Origin of the sequence: Algoriphagus faecimaris, assembly GCF_900101705.1 — a bacterium.
GTDB classification, from domain to species: Bacteria; Bacteroidota; Bacteroidia; order Cytophagales; family Cyclobacteriaceae; genus Algoriphagus; species Algoriphagus faecimaris.
In genome coordinates this window covers 17,472-38,743 of sequence record NZ_FNAC01000026.1, presented here as the reverse complement: position 1 = coordinate 38,743, position 21,272 = coordinate 17,472, and the positions used below count along the sequence as shown (strand labels likewise).

The following is a 21,272-nucleotide window of genomic DNA, read 5'->3' as shown; positions in this document are numbered from 1 at the left end:
TTTCAGAATTTGCTTCCTAGACGATCTCCCACTAGTGATATGCAGTAGTTTCTGAAACTTTCATCTCCAATATGCTCCAATACTTCACCTGCAAAGGCGTAAAGCAAAAGTCCTTTGGCTTGAGTTTTATCAATTCCTCTTGCCTGAAGGTAAAATAAAGCTTCCTCATCTAATTGCCCTGTGGTACAACCGTGAGAGCATTTGACATCATCGGCCCAAATTTCTAATTGAGGCTTGGTATTGATGATGGCATCTTCAGAGAGAAGTATATTATTGTTTTGCTGGAAAGCATTGGTTTTCTGAGCATCCTGTCGGACAAAAATTTTCCCGTTAAAAACCCCTCGCGATTGATCAGCTAAAATTCCTTTGTACAATTCATTGGATTCTGCATGGGGAATGGTATGGTCCACATTGGTGTGGTTGTCCACATGAGTCTTACCATTCAATAGATAAAGCCCATACATATTGCCTTCAGAATTACTTCCTAGCAAGTTGAGGTTCAGGTTGTTTCTGACCATGTCTCCTGATAGGGAAACATTGACTGAAGTGAATCTACTGTCCTGCAAAATATCCGTTTCGATAGTACTTACCTCAATGGCAGTACTTCCTTCATTCTGAATTCGGTAATAGTTCAATTGAGAATTGACTCCTCCTTTGATTTCTACTACTTTATTTATTAGACAAGCGGAATCACCCAACATTGTGGAGAAATCTATGAAACTGGCCTCTGCAAAATCTCCAGCCTCAATCCAAATTCTTGGTTGTACAATCTGACCGTTTACGGCTTGATTAAAGGAGAGTAGCAAGATGGGTTTTTCGATCTTGGTTTTCTTAGGAATAGATAGGGAAACCCCGGATTGAAAACTTGCCTGGTTCAAAGCCACAAATGGATCTTTCTCTGCTTTTGCGATGCTTCCCAATTCTAAATCAGCTTGATCAGCCAAATCGCTAACCTTTACAGCATCATCGCAGTTAGATAGTTCTGGTACAAACTTTCCATTGGCAAAAACCAAAACAGAACCGTCAAAACCATCGAAAATAGCATTTCCTACTTCTTCGGCGGTGATTGGAAAAGGTTTGGCGTTCTCAAATTGAGAAATGGTCTGCTCTATTTTTTTTCGAATCGGCGTAAACTTATACTCCTCTTCTTTCAATGCAGGAAGTCCCTGAGTCAAATACTGCTCCTTTCCTTTCAGTCGGATTTCTGCAAAACTCGCTGGTGCAGCGTCTATAATTCCTGTAAATGTATCTTGTGTCGTCAAGGTACTCATGCTTCTGGTTTAAAAGGTTCAGACTGTGGCTTTGGAATCAATTTCTTCTTTGATCCAATCATAGCCTTTTTCTTCAAGTTCAAGAGCCAAATCCTTGGTTCCTGATTTTACAATTTGACCTTTATAAAGTACGTGTACGTAGTCAGGTACGATGTAATCCAAAAGTCGCTGGTAGTGAGTCACCACTATGGTAGCATTGTCAGGTGATTTCAACTGATTCACTCCGTTGGAGACCACTTTTAAAGCATCGATATCTAAGCCGGAATCTGTTTCGTCCAGGATAGAAAGCTTAGGCTCCAACATCGCCATTTGGAAGATTTCATTTCTCTTTTTTTCTCCTCCAGAAAATCCTTCATTAAGTGCTCTACTTAATAGTTTCTGATCGATTTCTACAAGCTTCATCTTCTCTTTCATCAAAGTGAGAAACTTCACAGCATCCAAAGGCTCCAGACCTCTGTACTCACGAACTTGGTTGACAGCAGTACGAAGGAAATTGGTAGAGGATACACCCGGAATCTCCACCGGATATTGAAATGCCAAAAACACACCTTCTCTAGCACGATCCTCAGGTGCTAGTTCGAGTAAATCTTTTCCTTGGAAAAGTACCTCTCCTTCAGTCACTTCATATTCTTCTCTTCCTGCTAAGACTGAGGCAAGAGTAGATTTACCCGAACCGTTAGGTCCCATGATAGCGTGAACCTCACCTGCTTTAACTTCCAGATTGATTCCTCTTAATATAGGAGTGCCTTCGATAGAGGCATGTAGATTTTTTATTGATAGCATAGTCTGATTTGATATTTCAAATTTCAAATTTGAGATTGGAAGCTCGAATTCATCATTTGAACTTATTTCCTTTAATCTCACTAATTTTTAAATATTTCAAGAATTCGGAAATCCTCTTGGAGATTTCTACTTCTCTTTAACTACTTCTTGAACTGAGTATTTTGAAACTGTATTCATTTGGTCTCAGACCAAATTCTCTTTCAAAACCATTTTGATTTTGTTAACTCGAGATTTTCCTTGATTTGGTCCAATCAATTTCCAATGCTCAAGCTTATCAATAGGAGAAATGGTGACCATGAATCAAATTCTCAACCTCTCGTTTCAAACCTTATTACCCAACTGATCCTTCTAAGGTAAGGGCGAGTAGTTTCTGTGCTTCCACAGCAAACTCCATCGGCAATTGGTTTAATACTTCTTTGGCGTAGCCATTGACAATCAATGCCACCGCATCCTCGGTGGCAATCCCACGCTGATTACAGTAGAAAATTTGATCTTCTCCGATTTTTGACGTAGTGGCCTCGTGTTCTACTTTGGCAGAAGGATTATTGATGTCGATATATGGGAAAGTATGTGCGCCACATCGATCACCCATCAATAGGGAGTCACACTGTGAGAAGTTTCGAGCATTGGTAGCCCGCTTCATTACTTGCACTTGACCACGATAGGAATTTTGTGATTTACCTGCAGAAATACCTTTAGATACGATTCTTGACTTGGTGTTTTTACCAATGTGAATCATCTTAGTACCTGTATCCGCCTGCTGATAATTGTTTGTTACTGCTACAGAATAAAACTCTCCAATAGAGTGATCTCCTTTAAGAATACAAGAGGGATATTTCCAAGTGACCGCAGAACCTGTTTCTACCTGGGTCCAAGAAATCTTAGAGTAATCTCCGGCACAAATACCTCTTTTGGTTACAAAGTTATAGATACCGCCTTTTCCGTTTTTATCACCTGGGAACCAGTTCTGAACAGTGGAGTATTTTACCTCGGAACGTGCACCGGCATAAATTTCTACAACGGCAGCGTGAAGTTGGTTTTCGTCGCGTTGAGGCGCAGTACAACCCTCTAGGTAACTCACGTAGGACTCGTCTTCCGCCACGATCAGTGTACGCTCAAATTGCCCGGTATTGGCCGCATTAATTCTAAAATAGGTAGAAAGCTCCATTGGGCATCTTACGCCTTTTGGAATGTAGCAGAATGATCCGTCAGAAAAAACAGCAGAATTAAGTGCCGCATAATAATTATCGGTCATAGGTACTACAGACCCCAAATATTTCTTTACTAATTCAGGATGCTCTTTAACCGCTTCACTAAAGGAACAAAAAACGATCCCTAATTTGCTTAAAGTTTCTCTGAAGGTAGTAGCAACAGACACAGAGTCTAAGACCGCATCTACAGCTATTCCTTGAAGTCTTTTTTGTTCATTAAGGGAAATACCCAAGCGTTCATAGATAGCTAATAGCTCCGGATCAATTTCATCCAAACTTTTAGGCTTCTTCGTTTGCTTTGGCGCAGAATAATATATGAGTGCTTGGAGATCAATTTTTGGATAATGTACATTTGCCCACTCGGGCTCAGTCATGGACTCCCATGTTTTGAAAGCTTTCAATCTCCACTCAAGAAGCCATTGGGGCTCTTCTTTTTTCGCTGAGATCCAGCGGATAATTCCTTCGTTTAATCCGGCAGGAGCTTCATCTGCTTCATAATTGACGGACCAACCGTGTTCATATTCTTTGGAGGTAAATTCTTCTAAAATCTGATTGTCTTTGCTCATAAGCCGAGTTATTTAGACTAATTATATTTTGACTGCGAATCTACAACATATATTCAAAATAATATGTTCGAACCGATCGGAAAAATCTATCAAAGATTCAATTATTCGATAAAAACAAGTCAAAATAGGGCAATTTTGGACTTTTCTAAAAAAATAAGAAGTGAGGAATAGTTTTGTCCCCACTTCTGTTTTGGTTGAAAATTATTTATTTGGATTTAATCCAAATAGTGATTTTACTTCTTCTCTTTATCAAAAAATTGGATAGGCCTGTTGATACTTTCTTCGAGTACAATAAGCGTTTCGGTCCTATCAATACCCTCCACTTTTTGGATTTTATCTAAAACGATCCGTAGATGATTCGTGTCTCTACAGATGATTTTGGCAAAAATTGAGTAGTTGCCCGTCGTGTAATAAGCACTCACCACCTCCGGTATTTCTTTGAGCCGCTCAATTACAGTGTCATATAAGGAGCTTTTCTCCAAATAGATTCCCAGAAAAGCAGAGATGTCATACCCTAATTTTGAAAAGTCAATATTCAATGTGGCACTCTTCACTATCCCCATGTCTTCCAATTTTTTCATTCTGACATGAACAGTACCCGAAGAAACGAAGACTTTTTTGGCTATTTCTGTGTATGGAGTTTTTGCATCCTCGTTGAGGAGTGAAATGATTTTTAGGTCTATGTTGTCGATATCTAAAATTTTATCCATTTTTTTGATGTGGATTTAGATGATTGTTAATGAAGTGAGCTGTAAATTAGAGATTGTTCAAAATATTGCAAAATTATTTTTTCAATTTGTAATTAATGTGAAAATACATTTACTTTGAGGTCGACTTAGAAAGCTTCAATAAAATTTTGCCTAAATGAAGTTTGAAAAAATTAAAAATGGCAAAAATACCGATAGCGAAATTTCAAGTCGGTATCAAAATTGAAACTTTTAATCTCTAAAGTTATATTTGGGTTTATATTCTGAAAAGAGTCTTGCTTCTGGCAAGACTTTTTTGATTTTAGCCCTTTTGAGGGATCCATTTTCCTATTCCGAGTTCTGAGAAATGGAAGATTAACTAATAAAAATTCAAATCACATGGATTAAAGTCCGACCACCTTTATAGGTTAAGCTGAATCAAACCCTAAAATCCGTCTTTCATAACCTTTAAATCGCTGTATATTTTTCAATTTTTTTGACATTTCAAATGCTGAAATAAAAATATAAAAAATTGATAATCAGGTAATTGTGTTTATCCATCGAGCATAGGGGTTTTCATGATTTGTTTTTTGGTGTTTAAACTGCAAAATATTTGCTTTGAAATTAATTTTTGTGCATTTTTGGGTATTGAAATCAGTCATGAAAAAGCTCATCTCACATATCGGCATTACAGTGCTAGCCATTATGCTATCACCGTTTAATGTTTTTGCTTCAGGCAACTTGGAGGAAAAAGCAACGCTTAGGGTAGTTGTTGAAGAAGCTAAAGCTGAATCTGCGAGTTGGAAGTTTGCGGATTTTACTGAGGAAATGATAGACAGTTATTCTCCATTTATTTTTAGAACAAAGAAAAGTCAAGAGATTGACGAAGTTAGAGTTCTTTTGGATGTCAATTCCATGGGAGAAATTAGTGGCTTCGAAATCGAAAACTCTGATGATAAAGGGCTCAAAGAGCGATTGGATCACGTTATTCGCAAATTACCCAAATGCGAGCCTATTCCAGGAAAACAACAATATGGTCCCCAAACCTTTGAATTAATCATCCAAAAATAATAAGTCGGTTTTACCGACTTTTTTTTTGAGCGGTGTGGATGCACTGAGGTACGGTTGGTATTTTTATCCTCTAATCAACCGCCAACCTTATGAAGAACGTTATACCCACTTTAGGTGTACTGTCTCTGCTCAGTTTTTCCGTATCAGGACAAGTTAAATCTTTTCAGGAAGGAAGAAATTTCCCAGAGAAAGATTCTACAGCCAAATTCTATACCGTATCAGGGGAGAGGCATGGTCCCTCTTTTTTTAAAAAATTTGTATTTCCAGAAGTAGAATACACTCCAGGTGATCAGCTCACCTTTGACAAATACCATACGGTAGACGTAATGTATTACTGGTATGAGCAATGGGCTAAACAATTTCCCGAAATCGTAGATCTCTATGTAGTAGCCCATTCCTTGGAAGGACGCCCTGTCTATCAGATGACCTTGACTAACAAGTCAACAGGAAAGGACACGGATAAGCCTGCCGCCTATTTTGAAGGAGGTCGGCATTCTGGAGAGATTACATCCAGTGAGTCCATTCTTTGGATGACCAAGCACCTGATCGAAAATTATGGGAAGGACGAAGAAATCACTCATCTTATAGATACAAAGGCTATCTACCTAAGACCTCAAAATAATCCCGATGGGTCCAACCTTTATTTGTTTACCGAGCAGCGAAACCGAAGCTCTGTCAAACCCCACGATAATGACCGTGATGGATTGATAGACGAAGACCCGGAAGAAGATCTAGATGGTGATGGTATCATCTATCAAATGCGAAAAAAGGCGGTCACCGAAGAGGAAAAGAAAAAAGCCAATTACATCATCGATCCTGATCACCCTTCAGGCAAATTAATGAAGCGCGTTTTTCCCGGAAAGGGAGATTATCTCATCTACTCTGAGGGGATAGATAATGATGAAGACGGGAGTTTCAATGAAGATGGTATCGGAGGGCTTGACCTCCATAGAAATTATCCCGAAAACTGGCGCCCCGACATAGGGGGTGATTTGACAGGTAGAGGCTATACCCAATATGGTGCCGGTGAATACCCCCTCAGTGAACCAGAAACTCGTTCCACAGTACTTTGGATGCTTTCTCATCCCAATATTTCTGTCGTAAACTCTATGGATACCCGAGTTCCTATGCATTTGAGACCGCCTTCCACTTCTAAAAGTGAAGAGCGTATGTATCCTGAAGATCTTGAGATTTATCGGGAAATGGACGAATTGGGACTTTCCTTTACCGCTTACCCTTGGGCAGGGGACGTATATGAAACCTATAGCACTCGATATAAAGTAAATCCCATGACAGGGGATCCGCTTAAGCCTTCACCTTTATTTGGGCATGGACCGGACTTCGGCTACTTCTATTATGGAAGTATTTGGTATGGAGATGAGCTTTGGAACAATGGCGCCATGAAAGACTACAATGGTGATGGTATATACAATGACTATGATGCGCTTATGTGGGATGAAGAAGAAAATGAGGGAAAAGGCTTTAAGCCTTGGACACCATTTAATCATCCCCAGTTAGGTGAAGTCGAAATAGGAGGGTTTCATCCTAAGTTTTTTGGACAGAATGGTCCTACATGGCAACTGGAAAACTGGGCTAAAAAACAGGCCCAATTCAATATGGCCATGGCCATGCGTCTCCCTGAACTGAAAGTAAGTGAGCCCATGATCAAAAAAATAGCTGATAATGAGTATGAAATCACCATCAACTGGGAAAATGTCGGTGGGCTTCCGGTGGCTTTAGAGCAAGCTAAACTCGTGAAAATTGTACAGGAAGATCGAGTTTCTCTGGATTTTGATAAGGCACTTTTAGAAGGTTATGAAGATGCCAAAGTAAAAATCATCAGTCCAGAACTGTACGACAAAACGATCTATTCCGGGTACACGGGATTAGGAGAGAAAAAATCTGCTACTTTCCGGGTAAAAGTAGACGCTGACGAGGAAGTCAAAGGAAAGATCAAGCTTTCCTCCACTAGAGGAGGGATGTTTATTAAAGAATTTAATTTAAACTAAACCATATAAAAGTATGCTGATGAAAATGAGGCTAATGGGATTACTTTTTGCCGTGCTGTTCTATACAGGTGTAGACGCACAGCAAAAGCGATCTCTGACGCATGATGATTACGATGGCTGGGAAAGTCTTTCTGCTGAGCGAATCACAAAAAATGGAAAATGGGTGGGATATATGATTTCTCCGCAAGATGGAGATGCTCGTTTGGAGATTTTGCCCTACACGGATCCCAATCAAAAAACAATTATCCATCGGGCTCAAGGGTGGAGTTTCTCCCCTGACGATGCTTTTGCAGTAGGGAAAATTGTTCCTCAAAAGGACTCGGTTAGAATGCTGAAATTGAAGAAGGCTAAAAAGGACGATATGCCAAAGGACAGCTTGTTTATCCTTAATCTTAGCGCAGGTAAAATTGAAAAAATGGCTAATGTCAAGTCATTTGATATTCCCTCAGAGGAAGGAAGCTGGATTGCGATTCATTTTGAGAAGGAGAAGCCTGTAAAAAAAGATGAGGCAGATTCTACAGCAAAAGCCGAAAAACCAAAGAAAACAGATGGGACTAAATTACAAGTTCGATCGCTGGATGGAAGCAAAAGCTATGAATTTGAGCGAGTGAAAAGCTACGGTTTTTCAGGAGATGGTAAGTTTCTTCAGTATGTTTTGGCAGAGGAAGATACTCTGGACAATGCCGCCATTTACCTCCTTAATCTTAACAGTGGCGAAAGCATGGCTGTTCACGAAGGAAATACAGAATATTCCAGAGTATCATTTTCACCTAAGTCAACGTATTTGGCTTTCATCTCTACCAATGACTCTTCCAAAGCAGAGAAGCCCTACTATCAGCTTTACCTCACACCAACTGAAGCTTTGGCTTTGGAGGAACTGGTCAATAAAGACTCAGAGGGAATTTTAGATAATGGTCGCTTGAGTAGCGATGCCGGTATTCGGTTTACCGAAGATGAAAGAAGACTCTTCTTTGGAGTGGCCGAAGATTATGTAGATTATGCGTATAAGTCTGACACCACGATTCTCGATGAGGAGCGCGTAAGTCTGGATATTTGGGGATGGCAAGATGCCGAAATCCAACCCATGCAGCTTAGAAACAAATCTCGTGAAGAGAGAAGAGCCTACACCGCTACGATGGACTTGGCGAGCAAGAAAATCACTCAACTTGAAGACCGAGAAGTCAACAATATCATTCTAGAAAATAAGATCGAAAGGGATTTTGCATTAGTGTGGACAGATGCACCTTACCGAAGAAACTATTCTTGGGATGTTCAGATTGGAAGGGATGTTTACTTGATTGATTTTACCTCCGGCCAAAAAACCTTGGTAGAAAAGTCCCTGCCAGGATATCCAAGTCTGTCTCCTGAAGGCAACTATGTGACATGGTATGCAAGCAATGATTCCACATGGATGGCATATGATATTGCTCAAAAAAATAAAATCAATTTGACCCAAGGTTTGGATGTTGATTTCTATGAAGAATTGCATGACTCTCCCTCACTTCCTGGAAGCTACGGTACAGCTGGATGGCTGGCAAAAGATGAAGCTATTCTGATCAATGACAGATACGATATTTGGAAAATCGATCCAAAAAATCCGTCTCAAGCGATCAATATCACCCAAGGAATGGGTAGAGCTAATGCTATCGAATTTAGAAGACTAAGCTTGGATAGAGAGGAGCGATCTATTGATCCCAAAGCTACTTTGTATTTGACTGCGTTCAATGAAGTAAACAAGCAGTCAGGACTCTACCAAACTAGTATAAATGCTAAAAGCGCACCTAAGGAAATATTGATGACTGATCATCGTTATTATGGCTTTAATAAAGCAAAGAATTCAGATGAGATCACAGTCAGGAGAAGTACCTATCAGGAAAACCCTGATTTGCACTTGGGAGATTTGACTTTGAAAAACCTGCGCAAAGTATCCAATCTTAATCCACAGCAGGCCAATGTTAAATGGGGATCTGTTGAACTAGTGAGCTATTTAGCAAATGACGGTGTTCCACTGCAAGGCTTGTTATTTAAGCCGGAGAATTTTGATGCTAATAAGAAGTATCCAATGATGGTGTATTTCTACGAGCGAAATAGTAATGGACTGCATAACTATCGCTCCCCGGCACCTTCTGCTTCTACGATTAATATTCCATATTTCGTGAGCAACGATTACTTGGTTTTTGTGCCCGATATCAAATACGATTTGGGACTTCCCGGACCAAGTGCTTACAACTGCATTATTCCTGGTGTGCAATCTATCGTAGCCCGAGGCTTTGTTGATGCGGACAATATGGCGATTCAAGGACAAAGTTGGGGAGGATATCAGGTGGCTTATTTGATTACTCAAACGAATATGTTCAAAGCAGCAGGAGCAGGTGCACCTGTGGTCAACATGACCTCTGCCTATGGTGGTATTCGTTGGGGAACAGGTATGAGCAGAATGTTTCAGTATGAGCAGACTCAGTCGAGAATAGGAGGGACCCTTTGGGAAAAGCCAATTTACTATCTCGAAAACTCTCCTCTATTCTTTATGGATAGAGTAAAAACTCCCGTCCTGATTATGCATAATGACGAGGATGGGGCTGTGCCCTGGTATCAGGGAATCGAAATGTTTATGGCATTGAAAAGATTGAACCAACCGGCGTGGTTACTTCAGTATAATGGAGAGGATCACAATCTCCGTCAACGTAAAAATAGAAAAGACCTTTCTGTTCGTCTAAGTCAATTCTTTGATCACTACCTCAAAGGTGCTCCTGCGCCACTTTGGATGACAGAAGGACTTCCTGCTGTAGAAAAGGGTAAAACCCTGAAATATGAATTGGAGGATTGATCCACCATTCATGTAACCTAAATAAGAAAACCCGGCTCATTGAGTCGGGTTTTTAGTTTTAAATGGGTCTGATTTTGAGCTTTTCCTTATTGAAAATCAGTGCTTTTTCCATCCAGATTCACTTCTTGGATCCAAACATTTCGATAGAGAACATCATGACCTTCAGCTTGTAGTTTCAATCCTCCTGGACGGTCTGTGATTCCTTTTCCTTCGTCATTTCCTCCATCAAGTCCAGAGTTAGGCCCACCCCATACTTGCTGTATACTGACATCCTCATGGATTTTTTTACCATTAAAATAAACAGTTACCCTTGCTTTTTCTTTTAATTCACCATTTTCAAATCGAGCAGCTTTAAATAGTATGTCATAGGCGTTCCATTTACCAAGTCCATTATACGCTTCCTCTTTGGGTAAATGTTCGTTGATCACAGCGGCCAAGCCGTGCAAGCCATAATCTCCATCTAGAATTTGGATTTCGTAGCGATTTTGTAAGTAAACACCGCTATTTCCTCCTTCATTTTTGATTAAAAACTCCACATGCGCTCTGAAGTCTCGGTATTTTTTCTTAGTCACAATATCTGCAGCGCCATACTTTCCACCTGCACCTGCTGGGTCATTGCTGCTGATGGCTTTTCCGCCTGTCACTGGATCTTCGACTTCCGGCCATTTGATGGGGTCTTCGGCAGAAAATCTGGGACCTTTCCAGTATTCCCAGTTTTTTAAAAGCATCTCTTTACTTCCGTCGAGTAGTAGCTCGGCTCCTTCGATAGGCGCAACTCCTACACCCGTTTGCGTGTAGCCACAGGAAATTGTGCTGAAAATTAATCCAGCGAACAATAGGTTTTTTAGGTTGATTTTGGGATTCATAGTATATTTAATTAGGGTTGATTCTAAACTTAAATCTCAATTTGGTTAAATTTAAAATAGCATAAAAAGGATTTTATCTGAATGCCTTCTTTAATTTGATTTTGATTTCCGATACCTCAGCAAAAAAATGAAATTCAAGTAAGGAATTCTCATCTCCTTATTTGATCCAAATTCCTTTGAAAAGTTAAAAGCCGAGCGTAAAAAGGTAAGGGCATTCCATCCCGAATCAAGTTCGTGGCAAGCTATCCTGACTTAAAGCGCGGGACAAGTTCTGGCCTAAAAAAAATAAAGACAAAAAATCGAACACTTTGGAAACGACACACAGGGGGATGCCCCGATGCATTGGAGAAAATGTGTGAGACAGGCTATCCCGATACTCGGGACAAGTTATGACCTCTAAAAAACAAATTATAAACAGATGAAATGGCAAGGAAGAAAAAAAAGCTCTAATATCGATGACCGTCGAGGCCGAAGGGGTTCAGGAGGTGGAGGAATCAACCCTATGCTTTTAGGACCCTTGATCAAAATCTTATTTTCCAAAACAGGCTTGGTGATAGTGGGGATAGTAGTTCTCTTTTCGGTAGTGACGGGTACCAATCCTCTAAATTTTATCGGGGATTTTCTCGGTGGGGGTGGGCAAAACTTTTCCACTGAGTCCACCTATCAGTCCAGTCCTGAGGAAGACGAATTAGCAGATTTTAGCGCTGTTATTCTCGCGGATACAGAGTTGATATGGAATCAACTCTTGGAAGATTATCGCGAACCGACTTTGGTCCTATTTACCAGGTCTGTTTCCTCTGCCTGTGGCAATGCCAGCTCTTCCACGGGTCCCTTTTACTGCCCAGCGGATGAAAAGTTATATATTGATTTGAGCTTTTTTGAGGATATGGAAAAAAAACTTAATGCTCCCGGAGATTTTGCTCAGGCTTATGTCATCGCTCATGAAGTAGGGCATCATATCCAAAATCTCATGGGAATCACCGATGAAGTGCAAAGCCTAAGAGGGCAAATCAGTCAGACGGAGTATAACCAATATTCCGTTCGACTGGAGCTTCAGGCTGATTTTCTGGCGGGAGTTTGGGCACATCATAGTCAAAAAATAAGTGGTATGATGGAGTCAGGTGACCTTCAAGAAGCTTTGAATGCTGCCAATGCAATCGGGGATGATCGCCTCCAAAAGCGATCTGGTTCTGATGTGGTACCTGATTCTTTTACCCACGGTACTTCAGCACAGCGTATGAGATGGTTTAAAAAAGGATTTGATACTGGCGACCTTCGTCAAGGGGATACCTTTAATGCGAAAGAACTATAATTTATGCAATAGCTTTCTCATTTTTAACTTCGGCCCTTCTCGTTTCTCTTAAATCTCCAAGATATAATCTAATATTCCGGCATTCTTTCCCTTCGGTCTGGTGACCAATAGCGGTAAACTATCATTGTATTGGATGAGACGCTCCGCCATGCTTCCTATGAAAAGAGCTGTTGCAGCAGTTCTTCCTTTTGCACCAATGATGATACCATCGGCATCGATTTCTTTGGCCTTACTGACAATCTCCTGAACGGGATCATCGTCTTCATCTTTGGTATAGACAGGGGTAATGGAGACGCCTTTGGTGTCAATCTTTCGAATAAATTTTTTGTAATTGATCTCAGCATGCATTAGCATGATTTGGGTAAATTCCTCATAGCTCTTGCCAGTAAAATGATAGCCTGAAGGAACTGTATACACGTTTTGGCAGACGATATCTACATTTCCATGTTTTTCTGCAATCATAATGGCTTCTTCAAGGGCGTCTTTGGAATAATCTGAAAAATCCGAAGGAACCAATATCTTATTCACTCTTGGAGTTGAGTTTTCTGGTACAATTAAAAGTGAGCAACTTGCACGTCGAGCCAATCTCAATGAGGCCACCCCTGTTCCTGGAAGGCTTACTTTTCTACCGATGATAATCATATCAGCGGATTTTTCCTCCGCCAGTTTCAGGACTTTTTTGGATAGGGAACCTTCCTTGACGATGTAGTTAAGAGAAATGCCTTTTTGATCTTTAAAATTCTCACTGACTACTTGCTCCATCGCCTCTTGCCTTTCATTGACCATGTTCTCCACCAGGTTTGGGAACTCCTCCAAGACCTCCTTGGGTACCGTCAAATTCTTTATGACATTTACAAAATAGACCTTTTTGGTCTGGTTGACCTTGGAAATAAATGCTGCATACTGGATTAACGTTTTATCCAGTGCAGTTTGGTCTAGGCAGACGATAAGCTTTTTGATCAAATACATTGTTGTCTGGGTTTTGCGCTGCAAATTTAAATAAAAAGAGAGTTTATAAGGGGTGGATTAGAAATATTATTTTGAATAAATGAACTTTAATTTATTTTTCAATATTTTTATTCGGTTATTTTAATCATATTAGAATATAATTTTAAAATTCAGACTTCTTGATTCTCTCCTTCTATGATTTTTAAATACTTTCATTTTTTATCTTGAGTCAATAAGCCTGAAGCTTTTCGAACAGTCCCGGGATTATCCCGTATATTTGTAGTGGTCCGGGTCGCTGACATGTTCAAACTTCACAATTAACAAAAATACCGAGTGAAGCCCTTTCCAAAAACAGGCCTCACCCTGATTCTTTCAGGGCCTCGCCCTCAGGGCAGGATAACAGTGGAAGTTTGCGGATCCCAGGCAGCTCAAATCTTGTCTTATAGGAGGTTTGTAACACTCTAAGATCCGGGCCTTTTTATTTTTCTCAGCACCCAAGCCAACTCTTCCTGACCGTATATTTTTGTTTTGGCAGCAATCCAATATATCACCAAGATCAAGATTGATTTTATTCCCAAATCAATCAATACATTTTCCATCGTTGGTAAGAATTTGACTACAAGTAGGCTGAATACTCCTATGGCAATTATTCGCGGGGTATTCTTATCGAATGGGTCAAATCTTAATTTCTGTTTGAGGAAAAAATATTTTATCAAATTAAATACCAACATCACAAGGGCAGAGGCCAAAGCAGCACCCTCTATTCCATAAATGGGAATCAGTGCAAAGTTGAGCAGTATGATCGCAAAACTCATCAGCACGGTCGCGACTAGATTGAAGCGATAGTAGTTTGAGTAGACTAAAATCTCAGAATTGATTGAAAAGCCCACGTCAAAAATTTTTCCCAAACCAATCAGAAACACCACCCACTTGCCGCTTTCGTACAGTTCTCTATTGGGAATAAAATAGTAAATGCTGTCTATATTACTCCATATCCCCACAAATAAAAATAAGCAGATATACAATTGTCTACGGCTGACTTGCTTATACAGCAAATTGATCTGAGTAAATTCATTTCGAGTGAAGTGATCAGATATGACAGGGGTGACTACTTGTGAAATGGCTCTTCGGGGCATTTCTATGACCAAAGCCATACTGAAAGCAATGGTATAAATCGCATTTGCCTCCAGGCTAATCATCGAACTTACCATGATGCTGTCTATCTTCATGATCAGTGTGGAAGCTGCTGTGGCCAAAAATGTGATTAGACTAAATCGCAGGAACGATCGCCTAAACCTTGGGGGGAAATTGCTCCATTTAAAATCAAACTGAAGTACTTTTAGCCAAGCCAAATAGCTGATCATTCCGATCAGCGGGATTCCATAGACGGCAATCAATCCCATCATAAGCTGGTCAAAATTTATCCAATCAGTCAAAAAGAAAATGATCCAACTGCCAGTCAAAAGCCGGATTAATACCTCTCTGAAAAAGGTAGGAATTGCCACTTTCAAAAAGGAACGACTATAAGCATCTAGGATGGAATTCATCAAAGCCAAAAATGTAATCAACAATACAATCCAGAGGTGTTTGAGTACTTCCGGTGAATTGCTGGCAAAAAGTGAAATGATCTCTTTCTGAAAAACCCAAAAAAGAAGACTTACCACTGAAAATCCACCCAAAGCCATCAGCATGCTAAAACTTAAAAAAGCAGATTTCCCCTCTTTTAACTTGGGGAAATAACGGGTGATACCATGTCCAAGCCCTAATTGGGCAAAGGGTACAAAAAGCAAAGCCAAGTCCTGAATAGTACGGAATGTACCCAGTTGTGAAGCTTCAAGGGCATAGGGATAGAGCCAAAGCACATTGAAATAGCCAATGACTACTCCCAAGTAAGAAAAAATAGTGGTCTGAATGCTTTGATTGGCGACTTTGCCCATGGGCTGAAATTATCAAAAAATAAGGAATCTTATCCTTTTCTTTTTATAAATCAAGGCTTGGCGCACTTGTCACAACCTGCCTCGCCTTTAGGTTTGAAAAAATATTTTCTCCCCAAAAAAACCAAAGCGGCTACTACCACTACTCCCAAAAGGATTTCTTGCCACATATTAAGATAGAATTTGATAAGTGATCAATGCAGATACATAAGCCAAAATGGTCATGTATACTGTCTGAATCAACGGCCATTTCCATCCTTTAGTTTCCCTATAGACAACCGCAAGCGTACTCATACACTGCATGGCAAATGCATAAAATACCATCAATGAAAATGCTGTGGCAGTATTGAATACCTTTTCTCCTGTGGCAGGGTTGATTTGAGAGTTCAGTTTTTCTCTGATGGTCAACTCGTCTTCTCCATCTCCTCCGATGCTGTAGATAGTAGCGATGGTGGAGACAAAAACCTCCCTAGCTGCAAAAGAAGTAATCAAAGCAATGCCGATTTTCCAGTCATAGCCCAAAGGACGTATGCTCGGCTCGATGGCCCGACCCATGATACCGATAAAGGAGTTTTCCAATAGCTTGGAAGAGGCTTCGGCTTCTATGATTTCTACTTCTTCCTGATTCTGAGCCAGCTCAATTTTTTGATCTCTTTCTAGCCTTATAGCTTCCATTTCTGAAGGTGGCCCATAAGAAGCCAATACCCATAGAATTACCGAAATCGCCAAAATTACTTTTCCCGCTTCGGTAACGAAGGTGTAGGATTTGCTATACATGGTCAGTAATACATCCTTCCATCGAGGTGTTCTGTAACTTGGAAGTTCCACCATCAGAAAACTCTTCTCACTGGTTTTAAGGATATTTTTCAGCCCATAGGCTGTCACCAAAACACCGACAACTCCCAGCAAATAAAGTCCTAAAAGTGCTAAAGCCTGCATGTTAATAAAACCCAATACCGTATCATCCGGTACTACTAATCCAATTAGAATAATGTAGACAGGTAACCTTGCTGAGCAACTCATCAGCGGAGTCACCATGATGGTGATGATTTTTTCTTTCCAGTTGCCAATATTACGGGCAGCCATCACTCCGGGAATCGCGCAAGCTACACCGGATACTAAGGGGACTATACTTTTGCCATGTAGACCAAAAGGTCTCATCCATCGATCCATCAAAAAGACCACTCTTGACATATAACCCGTGTCTTCCAGAATGGCCAAAAAACCAAAAAGCATGGCAATCTGCGGGATAAATATGACCACTCCTCCTATGCCTGGAATAATTCCCTCTGAAATCAAACTGGTGAAAACCCCCTCGGGTAGGCTTGAATTGACCCAGCCGGCTAACTCTGCAAAAAACCCATCGATCATGTCCATCGGTACCGAGGCCCAGGCAAAGATCGCTTGGAAAATTACAAGGAGAATTGCTGCAAAAATGACATAGCCTAATACGGGATGTAGGAAAGCCTTGTCCAGCACATTGGTAGTAGCGGGAATCGCGTCCTTTTTGACTACTACCCTTTCAATAATATCTGTGATTTTGCGGTAGCGAAGCTTGGTTTCTTCCAATTGTGCAGCTTCAAGGTTAACCGAAATGGAAGATAGCTTTTGGGCAATCCAGTTTCGCTTTTCAGGGGATAATGCACGGTCTTTAAGACCAAAACGCAGGAGTTGATAAGCTTGGTAATCTGTGCTCAACCCAAATTTTTCCTTGACATCTGTCAAAAGCACAGGATCCAAGTATTCACTTACTTTGAGGAATTCGCTTGGTTTGGCAAAGTTACGCTGATGTATCAAATCTTTTATCTGATCCAAGCCCTTGGATGCCCTTGCATTGGTATGAAGTATAGGTACCCCCAAAGCTTTGAATAACTCAAAACCCTTGACTTCGATTTTCTTTTTTTCGGCTAGGTCGGACATGTTGAGCACCAATGCCAAGTTGAGACCCAAATCAATCAATTGAGAAGCTAAAAACAATCCCCTAGAAAGCTGAAGGGAATCAATTACCATGAGCACAAATTCCGGCTTTTCTATTTCACTCTGCTGATTGAGTACTCTATGGGCGATGATCTCATCCTCTGAATTAGGGTATAAGGAGTAGGTGCCAGGCAAATCAATTAATTCGTAGCTAGAACCTTCATGATTCATCACACCGGTTTTTTTGTCCACCGTCACACCCGGATAGTTGCCGATTTTTTGATTGAGCCCGGTAAGCTGATTGAATATTGTGGATTTACCCACATTCGGATTACCGATAATGGCTATTTTGGGTGACTTGACAGCAGTAGATTTGGTAGGATTGGACATGAAGGATCAGAGAAGTTGGACTTCGAGAAGTGAAGCTTCGGTTTTACGCAAGGCGAGTATGGTCTCCTCCAGTAAGAAGGCCATGGGGCCACCCGCAGGAGCTACATGATGCAGACAGATGACTTTACCTGGCAAAAAGCCCAATTCCATCAAATTGATCCTCATCGGGGAATCTTTGACTTCTCGGATAATGGCTTTTTTCAGTTGTGGTAATTGGTCTGCTGTCATGAACTAGCGTTTCGGTTGACGAATGAGTTTGCAAAAATAACTTATCTGGAATGAATCTAAGGAAAAATAAAGAAGATTTTTGTCATATTTTACATGACTAGCGGATGCTGAGGATTTCATTGGGGAGGACAAAGCCCTGTCCATTCTCTAATTGTATCTGTAAATCAAACTCAAGTACGAGTTCTTTTCCCGGTGCTTTTTGCCAAACCAGCTTGAAAAGATCGTCAGAAAATACAGGTAATCCACCGTCCAGAAACTCTGCTAGGGGAAAGGTTTCTGAAGCAGAGAAATAATTCATTTTCACGAATTCATTCAGAAGCTTCCCGACTTCTAAAATTGTACCGTCGCCCAATACTACTTCTTTTTTATTGATCAATTGTAATCCAATAAGTCTATGAATCGATTGAGGGGCAATAGGACTACAGGCATAAGCCATCCCTGGTAGGCCACCGAGGGATTCCTTGCTTTGGGCTACCGTCTCAAACTGTGCTACACGAAAGGACTTGGTTGTCTGATCATAAGGCAAAACCAAACTTGGGTGAATGCGCTGCCCATCCTGAGCCAAGCTAAGCGTCTCAAAAGCTGTAATTCTAAAGTCCTTTACCTCAAACTTCGGCCGACATCCGCAGGGATCATTGCAGAAAACTTCGCAACCCATTGGGAGAATAGCCAAAATCAGAAAAAGCACTACCGTGCTGAAGAGCTGTTTAATTCGTAAAGACATCTTTTGAAATCTACATTCATTCTAACCAATACCAGAACTGAAAAGTTGAAATTTACGGCTGAATTTTTTGCTGTCCGATCAGTCTTAACAAAAAAGCCCGGCGAATCGATCGCCGGGCCTTTTAGAAATTATCCTTAAGCTTTTCCTCTTAGCATCAAATTCCAATACATAAAAGGTAAACCATATTTTTTCAGTAGCCACATACTCCATTGCTCTTTGGAAGTATCGACAAACTTTGAGATTAATGGGTCACTATCTCTCACATTATCGTATTTGAATTCTGCTAACACCATTTTTCCATAGCCTGTCACAAGCGGACAAGAGGAATAACCTTGATAGGAAGCAGTGCCTACTTTCTCTGTTTGAAGTAGTTTTAAGAGATTTTCTACCACCACAGGAGCTTGCTTTCTGATTGCCGCCCCAGTTTTTGCAGTAGGTAGGTGGGCCACATCACCCAGAGCAAATATATTTCCAAATCTTTTGTGCTGAAGGGTGTTGATATCCACATCTACCCAGCCTTTGCCAGGACCCTCTTGGATGGATACTTCTGAGTTTTGGATAAACTTAGGCGCAGCCTGAGGCGGAGCTAAATGCAACATGTCAAAGTGAAGCTTGATCTCGGTATCCCCAGTCATTTCTTCACCGATAGGATTTCCTTCCGTTACTCCGCAATTGCCACTATCCCCTGGCTTGTTGTAGGAGAAATAGATCTCCTGTTTCTCTGGATCAATTTTTATGGGTGCATAAAATGGCTTGAAAATAATGTCTCTGTCATGAATGATTTTATTTAATGTCTTTGCAAAATCAGGAACTCCAAAGATTACGGTTCCAGGAGTAGCAAAAATGACATTGGTCTTGTCTCTCAATCCATTTTTTCGGAAATAGTCTTCCGCCAAATACATGATTTTCTGAGGAGCCCCACCGCATTTGATAGGGGTCGTAGGCTGGGTGAACACGGCATTACCACCTTTGAAATTTTTCAAAACCTCCCAAGTATGCTCCGGGTCTGTATAATTACTGCATACCACTCCTTTATCCATTGCTTCTTTAAGTCCAGGCAAAAGCTCAGGTGCCATGACCAAGCCCGGGGCAACCACTAGATAATCGTACCCTAGGTCTCCATTTTGAGCTGTGGCTACTTGATTGGACTCGGGTCGGATATCAGTGGCTTTGTCTTTGATCCACTCCACCCCCTCCGGAATGTAATCGGCTTCATTTCTTTCGGTGTCTTTAAAGTCAAAAGTACCTGCACCCACCAAGGTCCATGCAGGCTGATAGTAATGCTTATCCGAAGGCTCAATAATAGCAATGTTGAGATTTTTATCTTTGCGCTTAAGCTGCGCAGCTACGGTAATTCCGGCAGTTCCACCACCGATAATTAAAATTTGATAATGTTTCATAGGGTTGTAATTATTTCTTAAAGGCCGATAAATAATTCAATCAAAGTCGGGATTTTTTGCTCCAAACGTATTTTGGAACTGGACTACAGATGTCAGGGAGTCACCCTATACAATCCACCAACTTTCTTTTTTCAGACTTTAGTTTTGTCTGATTTTTTAGAGAAGGAAAAGGTACTAGCTACTAAATGGTTTTTTGGTGACATTCATCACCTTATTAATTTTAGATTCACAATTCTTCTGAATTTATGATTTTTGGCAAAAATTATTTGCTGCAGTACTGTATTTGTGAAGGATAAGCCAATCAATGTCAATTACTAGGCAAGCAATACTTTCTGTCAAAAGCACCAAAGCATGGATAATTTACAATTTAAAAAATCCCCTTTGTGATAATTATCACTATTTTCACATTCATGTAAATTTAGTTTCGCTGCTTTTTAAATCTAAAATGACAACAGAAGAACTCAAAAACGCATTGCCTAATTTCACTGACCCGAAATTGCTGGAGGCAATCTTAGAAAAAGGGCAGATTTTAAAATTGGAACCTGGAAAAATCTTAATGGAACCGGGGAAATTCATCAAGATGGTGCCTATTGTACTGGAGGGCTCCATTAAGATCATGCGTATGGACGAAGATGGCAAAGAGCTGTTTCTCTATTACCTGGACGCGGGGGAGACTTGTGCGCTTTCACTCACTTGCTGCTCAGCCTCCAAACCCTCGGAAATCAAAGCCATTGTAGAGGACCCAACTACCTTGATATCTATTCCTGTAGCTGTACATGAGCAACTTTCGGATGAGTTTAAACAGTGGAAAGATTTTGTTTCATCTACCTATCAAAGCAGATTTCAGGAGATGCTGATTGCCCTGGATGCCGTAGCATTCAAGAGAATGGACGAGAGATTGATGCGCTATATCGTCACAAAAATGAAACAGCATAAAACCAACGAGCTCAATACCACACATCAGGAAATTGCCAACGAATTGGGGACTTCCAGAGAGGTGATCTCGCGTCTGCTCAAGCAACTCGAGAAAAAGAAATGGATAGAACTGGGAAGAAATGTGATTTACATTCGTGATGATTTCGAAGAGTTGATAAGCAAGTGAGGATAAAGCTTATTTGTTAAAAAGCCA

Annotated in this window: 16 protein-coding genes; 5 read left to right on the top strand and 11 right to left on the bottom strand. The window is 40.6% G+C overall.

Annotation, left to right across the window (positions count from 1 at the left end):
* Positions 1-2 precede the first annotated feature (2 nt).
* The 4 genes from sufD to BLQ57_RS13555 all read right to left on the bottom strand — a co-directional run bounded on the left by sufD (position 3) and on the right by BLQ57_RS13555 (position 4,541).
* Entirely contained in the window at positions 3-1,271 is a 1,269-nt protein-coding gene (gene sufD / locus BLQ57_RS13570; protein ID WP_087939750.1) for a Fe-S cluster assembly protein SufD, read from the bottom strand.
* An 18-nt stretch (positions 1,272-1,289) separates the two neighbouring features.
* Complete coding sequence (gene sufC / locus BLQ57_RS13565) at positions 1,290-2,054, bottom strand: Fe-S cluster assembly ATPase SufC (RefSeq protein WP_087939774.1); 765 nt, start codon at positions 2,052-2,054, stop codon at positions 1,290-1,292.
* 331 nt (positions 2,055-2,385) lie between these two features.
* Positions 2,386-3,831, bottom strand: a complete 1,446-nt coding sequence (sufB, locus tag BLQ57_RS13560; RefSeq protein ID WP_087939749.1) for a Fe-S cluster assembly protein SufB — start codon at positions 3,829-3,831, stop codon at positions 2,386-2,388.
* Positions 3,832-4,064: 233 nt separating this feature from the next.
* The gene (locus BLQ57_RS13555; protein ID WP_087939748.1) at positions 4,065-4,541 is read right to left on the bottom strand and encodes an Lrp/AsnC ligand binding domain-containing protein; all 477 of its coding nucleotides are present in this window, start codon (positions 4,539-4,541) and stop codon (positions 4,065-4,067) included.
* A gap of 636 nt (positions 4,542-5,177) precedes the next feature.
* On the opposite strand from BLQ57_RS13555, the gene BLQ57_RS13550 reads away from it, so the two are divergent.
* The 3 genes from BLQ57_RS13550 to BLQ57_RS13540 all read left to right on the top strand — a co-directional run bounded on the left by BLQ57_RS13550 (position 5,178) and on the right by BLQ57_RS13540 (position 10,424).
* Positions 5,178-5,588 (top strand): hypothetical protein, encoded by a 411-nt coding sequence (locus BLQ57_RS13550; RefSeq protein WP_087939747.1) that lies wholly within the window; start codon positions 5,178-5,180, stop codon positions 5,586-5,588.
* A gap of 89 nt (positions 5,589-5,677) precedes the next feature.
* Positions 5,678-7,597 carry a M14 family metallopeptidase gene (locus tag BLQ57_RS13545; RefSeq protein ID WP_087939746.1) on the top strand — a complete coding sequence of 640 codons (1,920 nt, stop codon included), beginning with the start codon at positions 5,678-5,680 and terminating at the stop codon, positions 7,595-7,597.
* Positions 7,598-7,616: 19 nt separating this feature from the next.
* Positions 7,617-10,424, top strand: coding sequence for a S9 family peptidase (locus tag BLQ57_RS13540; protein ID WP_317042233.1), 2,808 nt, complete (start codon positions 7,617-7,619; stop codon positions 10,422-10,424).
* A gap of 86 nt (positions 10,425-10,510) precedes the next feature.
* Here the strand turns inward: BLQ57_RS13540 and BLQ57_RS13535 are convergent, their stop codons facing one another.
* Positions 10,511-11,290, bottom strand: coding sequence for a 3-keto-disaccharide hydrolase (locus BLQ57_RS13535; protein ID WP_087939744.1), 780 nt, complete (start codon positions 11,288-11,290; stop codon positions 10,511-10,513).
* Between the two features lie 418 nt (positions 11,291-11,708).
* On the opposite strand from BLQ57_RS13535, the gene ypfJ reads away from it, so the two are divergent.
* Positions 11,709-12,602, top strand: a complete 894-nt coding sequence (gene ypfJ, locus BLQ57_RS13530) for a KPN_02809 family neutral zinc metallopeptidase (RefSeq protein WP_087939743.1) — start codon at positions 11,709-11,711, stop codon at positions 12,600-12,602.
* 48 nt (positions 12,603-12,650) lie between these two features.
* On the opposite strand, the gene BLQ57_RS13525 is transcribed toward ypfJ, so the two are convergent.
* The 6 genes from BLQ57_RS13525 to BLQ57_RS13500 all read right to left on the bottom strand — a co-directional run bounded on the left by BLQ57_RS13525 (position 12,651) and on the right by BLQ57_RS13500 (position 20,143).
* Positions 12,651-13,571 carry a universal stress protein gene (locus BLQ57_RS13525; RefSeq protein WP_087939742.1) on the bottom strand — a complete coding sequence of 307 codons (921 nt, stop codon included), beginning with the start codon at positions 13,569-13,571 and terminating at the stop codon, positions 12,651-12,653.
* A gap of 440 nt (positions 13,572-14,011) precedes the next feature.
* Positions 14,012-15,487 carry a lipopolysaccharide biosynthesis protein gene (locus tag BLQ57_RS13520; protein WP_087939741.1) on the bottom strand — a complete coding sequence of 492 codons (1,476 nt, stop codon included), beginning with the start codon at positions 15,485-15,487 and terminating at the stop codon, positions 14,012-14,014.
* A 168-nt stretch (positions 15,488-15,655) separates the two neighbouring features.
* Positions 15,656-17,791: a ferrous iron transport protein B gene (feoB, locus tag BLQ57_RS13515; protein WP_087939740.1), complete on the bottom strand. Its 2,136-nt coding sequence runs from the start codon at positions 17,789-17,791 to the stop codon at positions 15,656-15,658.
* A 6-nt stretch (positions 17,792-17,797) separates the two neighbouring features.
* On the bottom strand, positions 17,798-18,019 hold the full coding sequence (locus tag BLQ57_RS13510) for a FeoA family protein (protein ID WP_087939739.1): 222 nt from the start codon (positions 18,017-18,019) through the stop codon (positions 17,798-17,800).
* 97 nt (positions 18,020-18,116) lie between these two features.
* Positions 18,117-18,743 carry a hypothetical protein gene (locus BLQ57_RS13505; protein WP_087939738.1) on the bottom strand — a complete coding sequence of 209 codons (627 nt, stop codon included), beginning with the start codon at positions 18,741-18,743 and terminating at the stop codon, positions 18,117-18,119.
* Between the two features lie 134 nt (positions 18,744-18,877).
* On the bottom strand, positions 18,878-20,143 hold the full coding sequence (locus tag BLQ57_RS13500) for an NAD(P)/FAD-dependent oxidoreductase (RefSeq protein WP_087939737.1): 1,266 nt from the start codon (positions 20,141-20,143) through the stop codon (positions 18,878-18,880).
* A 445-nt stretch (positions 20,144-20,588) separates the two neighbouring features.
* Between BLQ57_RS13500 and BLQ57_RS13495 the strand changes: the two genes are divergently transcribed.
* Positions 20,589-21,245 (top strand): Crp/Fnr family transcriptional regulator, encoded by a 657-nt coding sequence (locus BLQ57_RS13495; RefSeq protein WP_087939773.1) that lies wholly within the window; start codon positions 20,589-20,591, stop codon positions 21,243-21,245.
* Positions 21,246-21,272 lie beyond the last annotated feature (27 nt).

Bases quoted from the DNA above. Each gene is read 5' to 3' on its own strand.
- sufD (WP_087939750.1), bottom strand. From the start codon at position 1,271: ATGAGTACCTTGACGACACAAGATACATTTACAGGAATTATAGACGCT.
- sufC (WP_087939774.1), bottom strand. From the start codon at position 2,054: ATGCTATCAATAAAAAATCTACATGCCTCTATCGAAGGCACTCCTATA.
- sufB (WP_087939749.1), bottom strand. From the start codon at position 3,831: ATGAGCAAAGACAATCAGATTTTAGAAGAATTTACCTCCAAAGAATAT.
- BLQ57_RS13555 (WP_087939748.1), bottom strand. From the start codon at position 4,541: ATGGATAAAATTTTAGATATCGACAACATAGACCTAAAAATCATTTCA.
- BLQ57_RS13550 (WP_087939747.1), top strand. From the start codon at position 5,178: ATGAAAAAGCTCATCTCACATATCGGCATTACAGTGCTAGCCATTATG.
- BLQ57_RS13545 (WP_087939746.1), top strand. From the start codon at position 5,678: ATGAAGAACGTTATACCCACTTTAGGTGTACTGTCTCTGCTCAGTTTT.
- BLQ57_RS13540 (WP_317042233.1), top strand. From the start codon at position 7,617: ATGAAAATGAGGCTAATGGGATTACTTTTTGCCGTGCTGTTCTATACA.
- BLQ57_RS13535 (WP_087939744.1), bottom strand. From the start codon at position 11,290: ATGAATCCCAAAATCAACCTAAAAAACCTATTGTTCGCTGGATTAATT.
- ypfJ (WP_087939743.1), top strand. From the start codon at position 11,709: ATGAAATGGCAAGGAAGAAAAAAAAGCTCTAATATCGATGACCGTCGA.
- BLQ57_RS13525 (WP_087939742.1), bottom strand. From the start codon at position 13,571: ATGTATTTGATCAAAAAGCTTATCGTCTGCCTAGACCAAACTGCACTG.
- BLQ57_RS13520 (WP_087939741.1), bottom strand. From the start codon at position 15,487: ATGGGCAAAGTCGCCAATCAAAGCATTCAGACCACTATTTTTTCTTAC.
- feoB (WP_087939740.1), bottom strand. From the start codon at position 17,791: ATGTCCAATCCTACCAAATCTACTGCTGTCAAGTCACCCAAAATAGCC.
- BLQ57_RS13510 (WP_087939739.1), bottom strand. From the start codon at position 18,019: ATGACAGCAGACCAATTACCACAACTGAAAAAAGCCATTATCCGAGAA.
- BLQ57_RS13505 (WP_087939738.1), bottom strand. From the start codon at position 18,743: ATGTCTTTACGAATTAAACAGCTCTTCAGCACGGTAGTGCTTTTTCTG.
- BLQ57_RS13500 (WP_087939737.1), bottom strand. From the start codon at position 20,143: ATGAAACATTATCAAATTTTAATTATCGGTGGTGGAACTGCCGGAATT.
- BLQ57_RS13495 (WP_087939773.1), top strand. From the start codon at position 20,589: ATGACAACAGAAGAACTCAAAAACGCATTGCCTAATTTCACTGACCCG.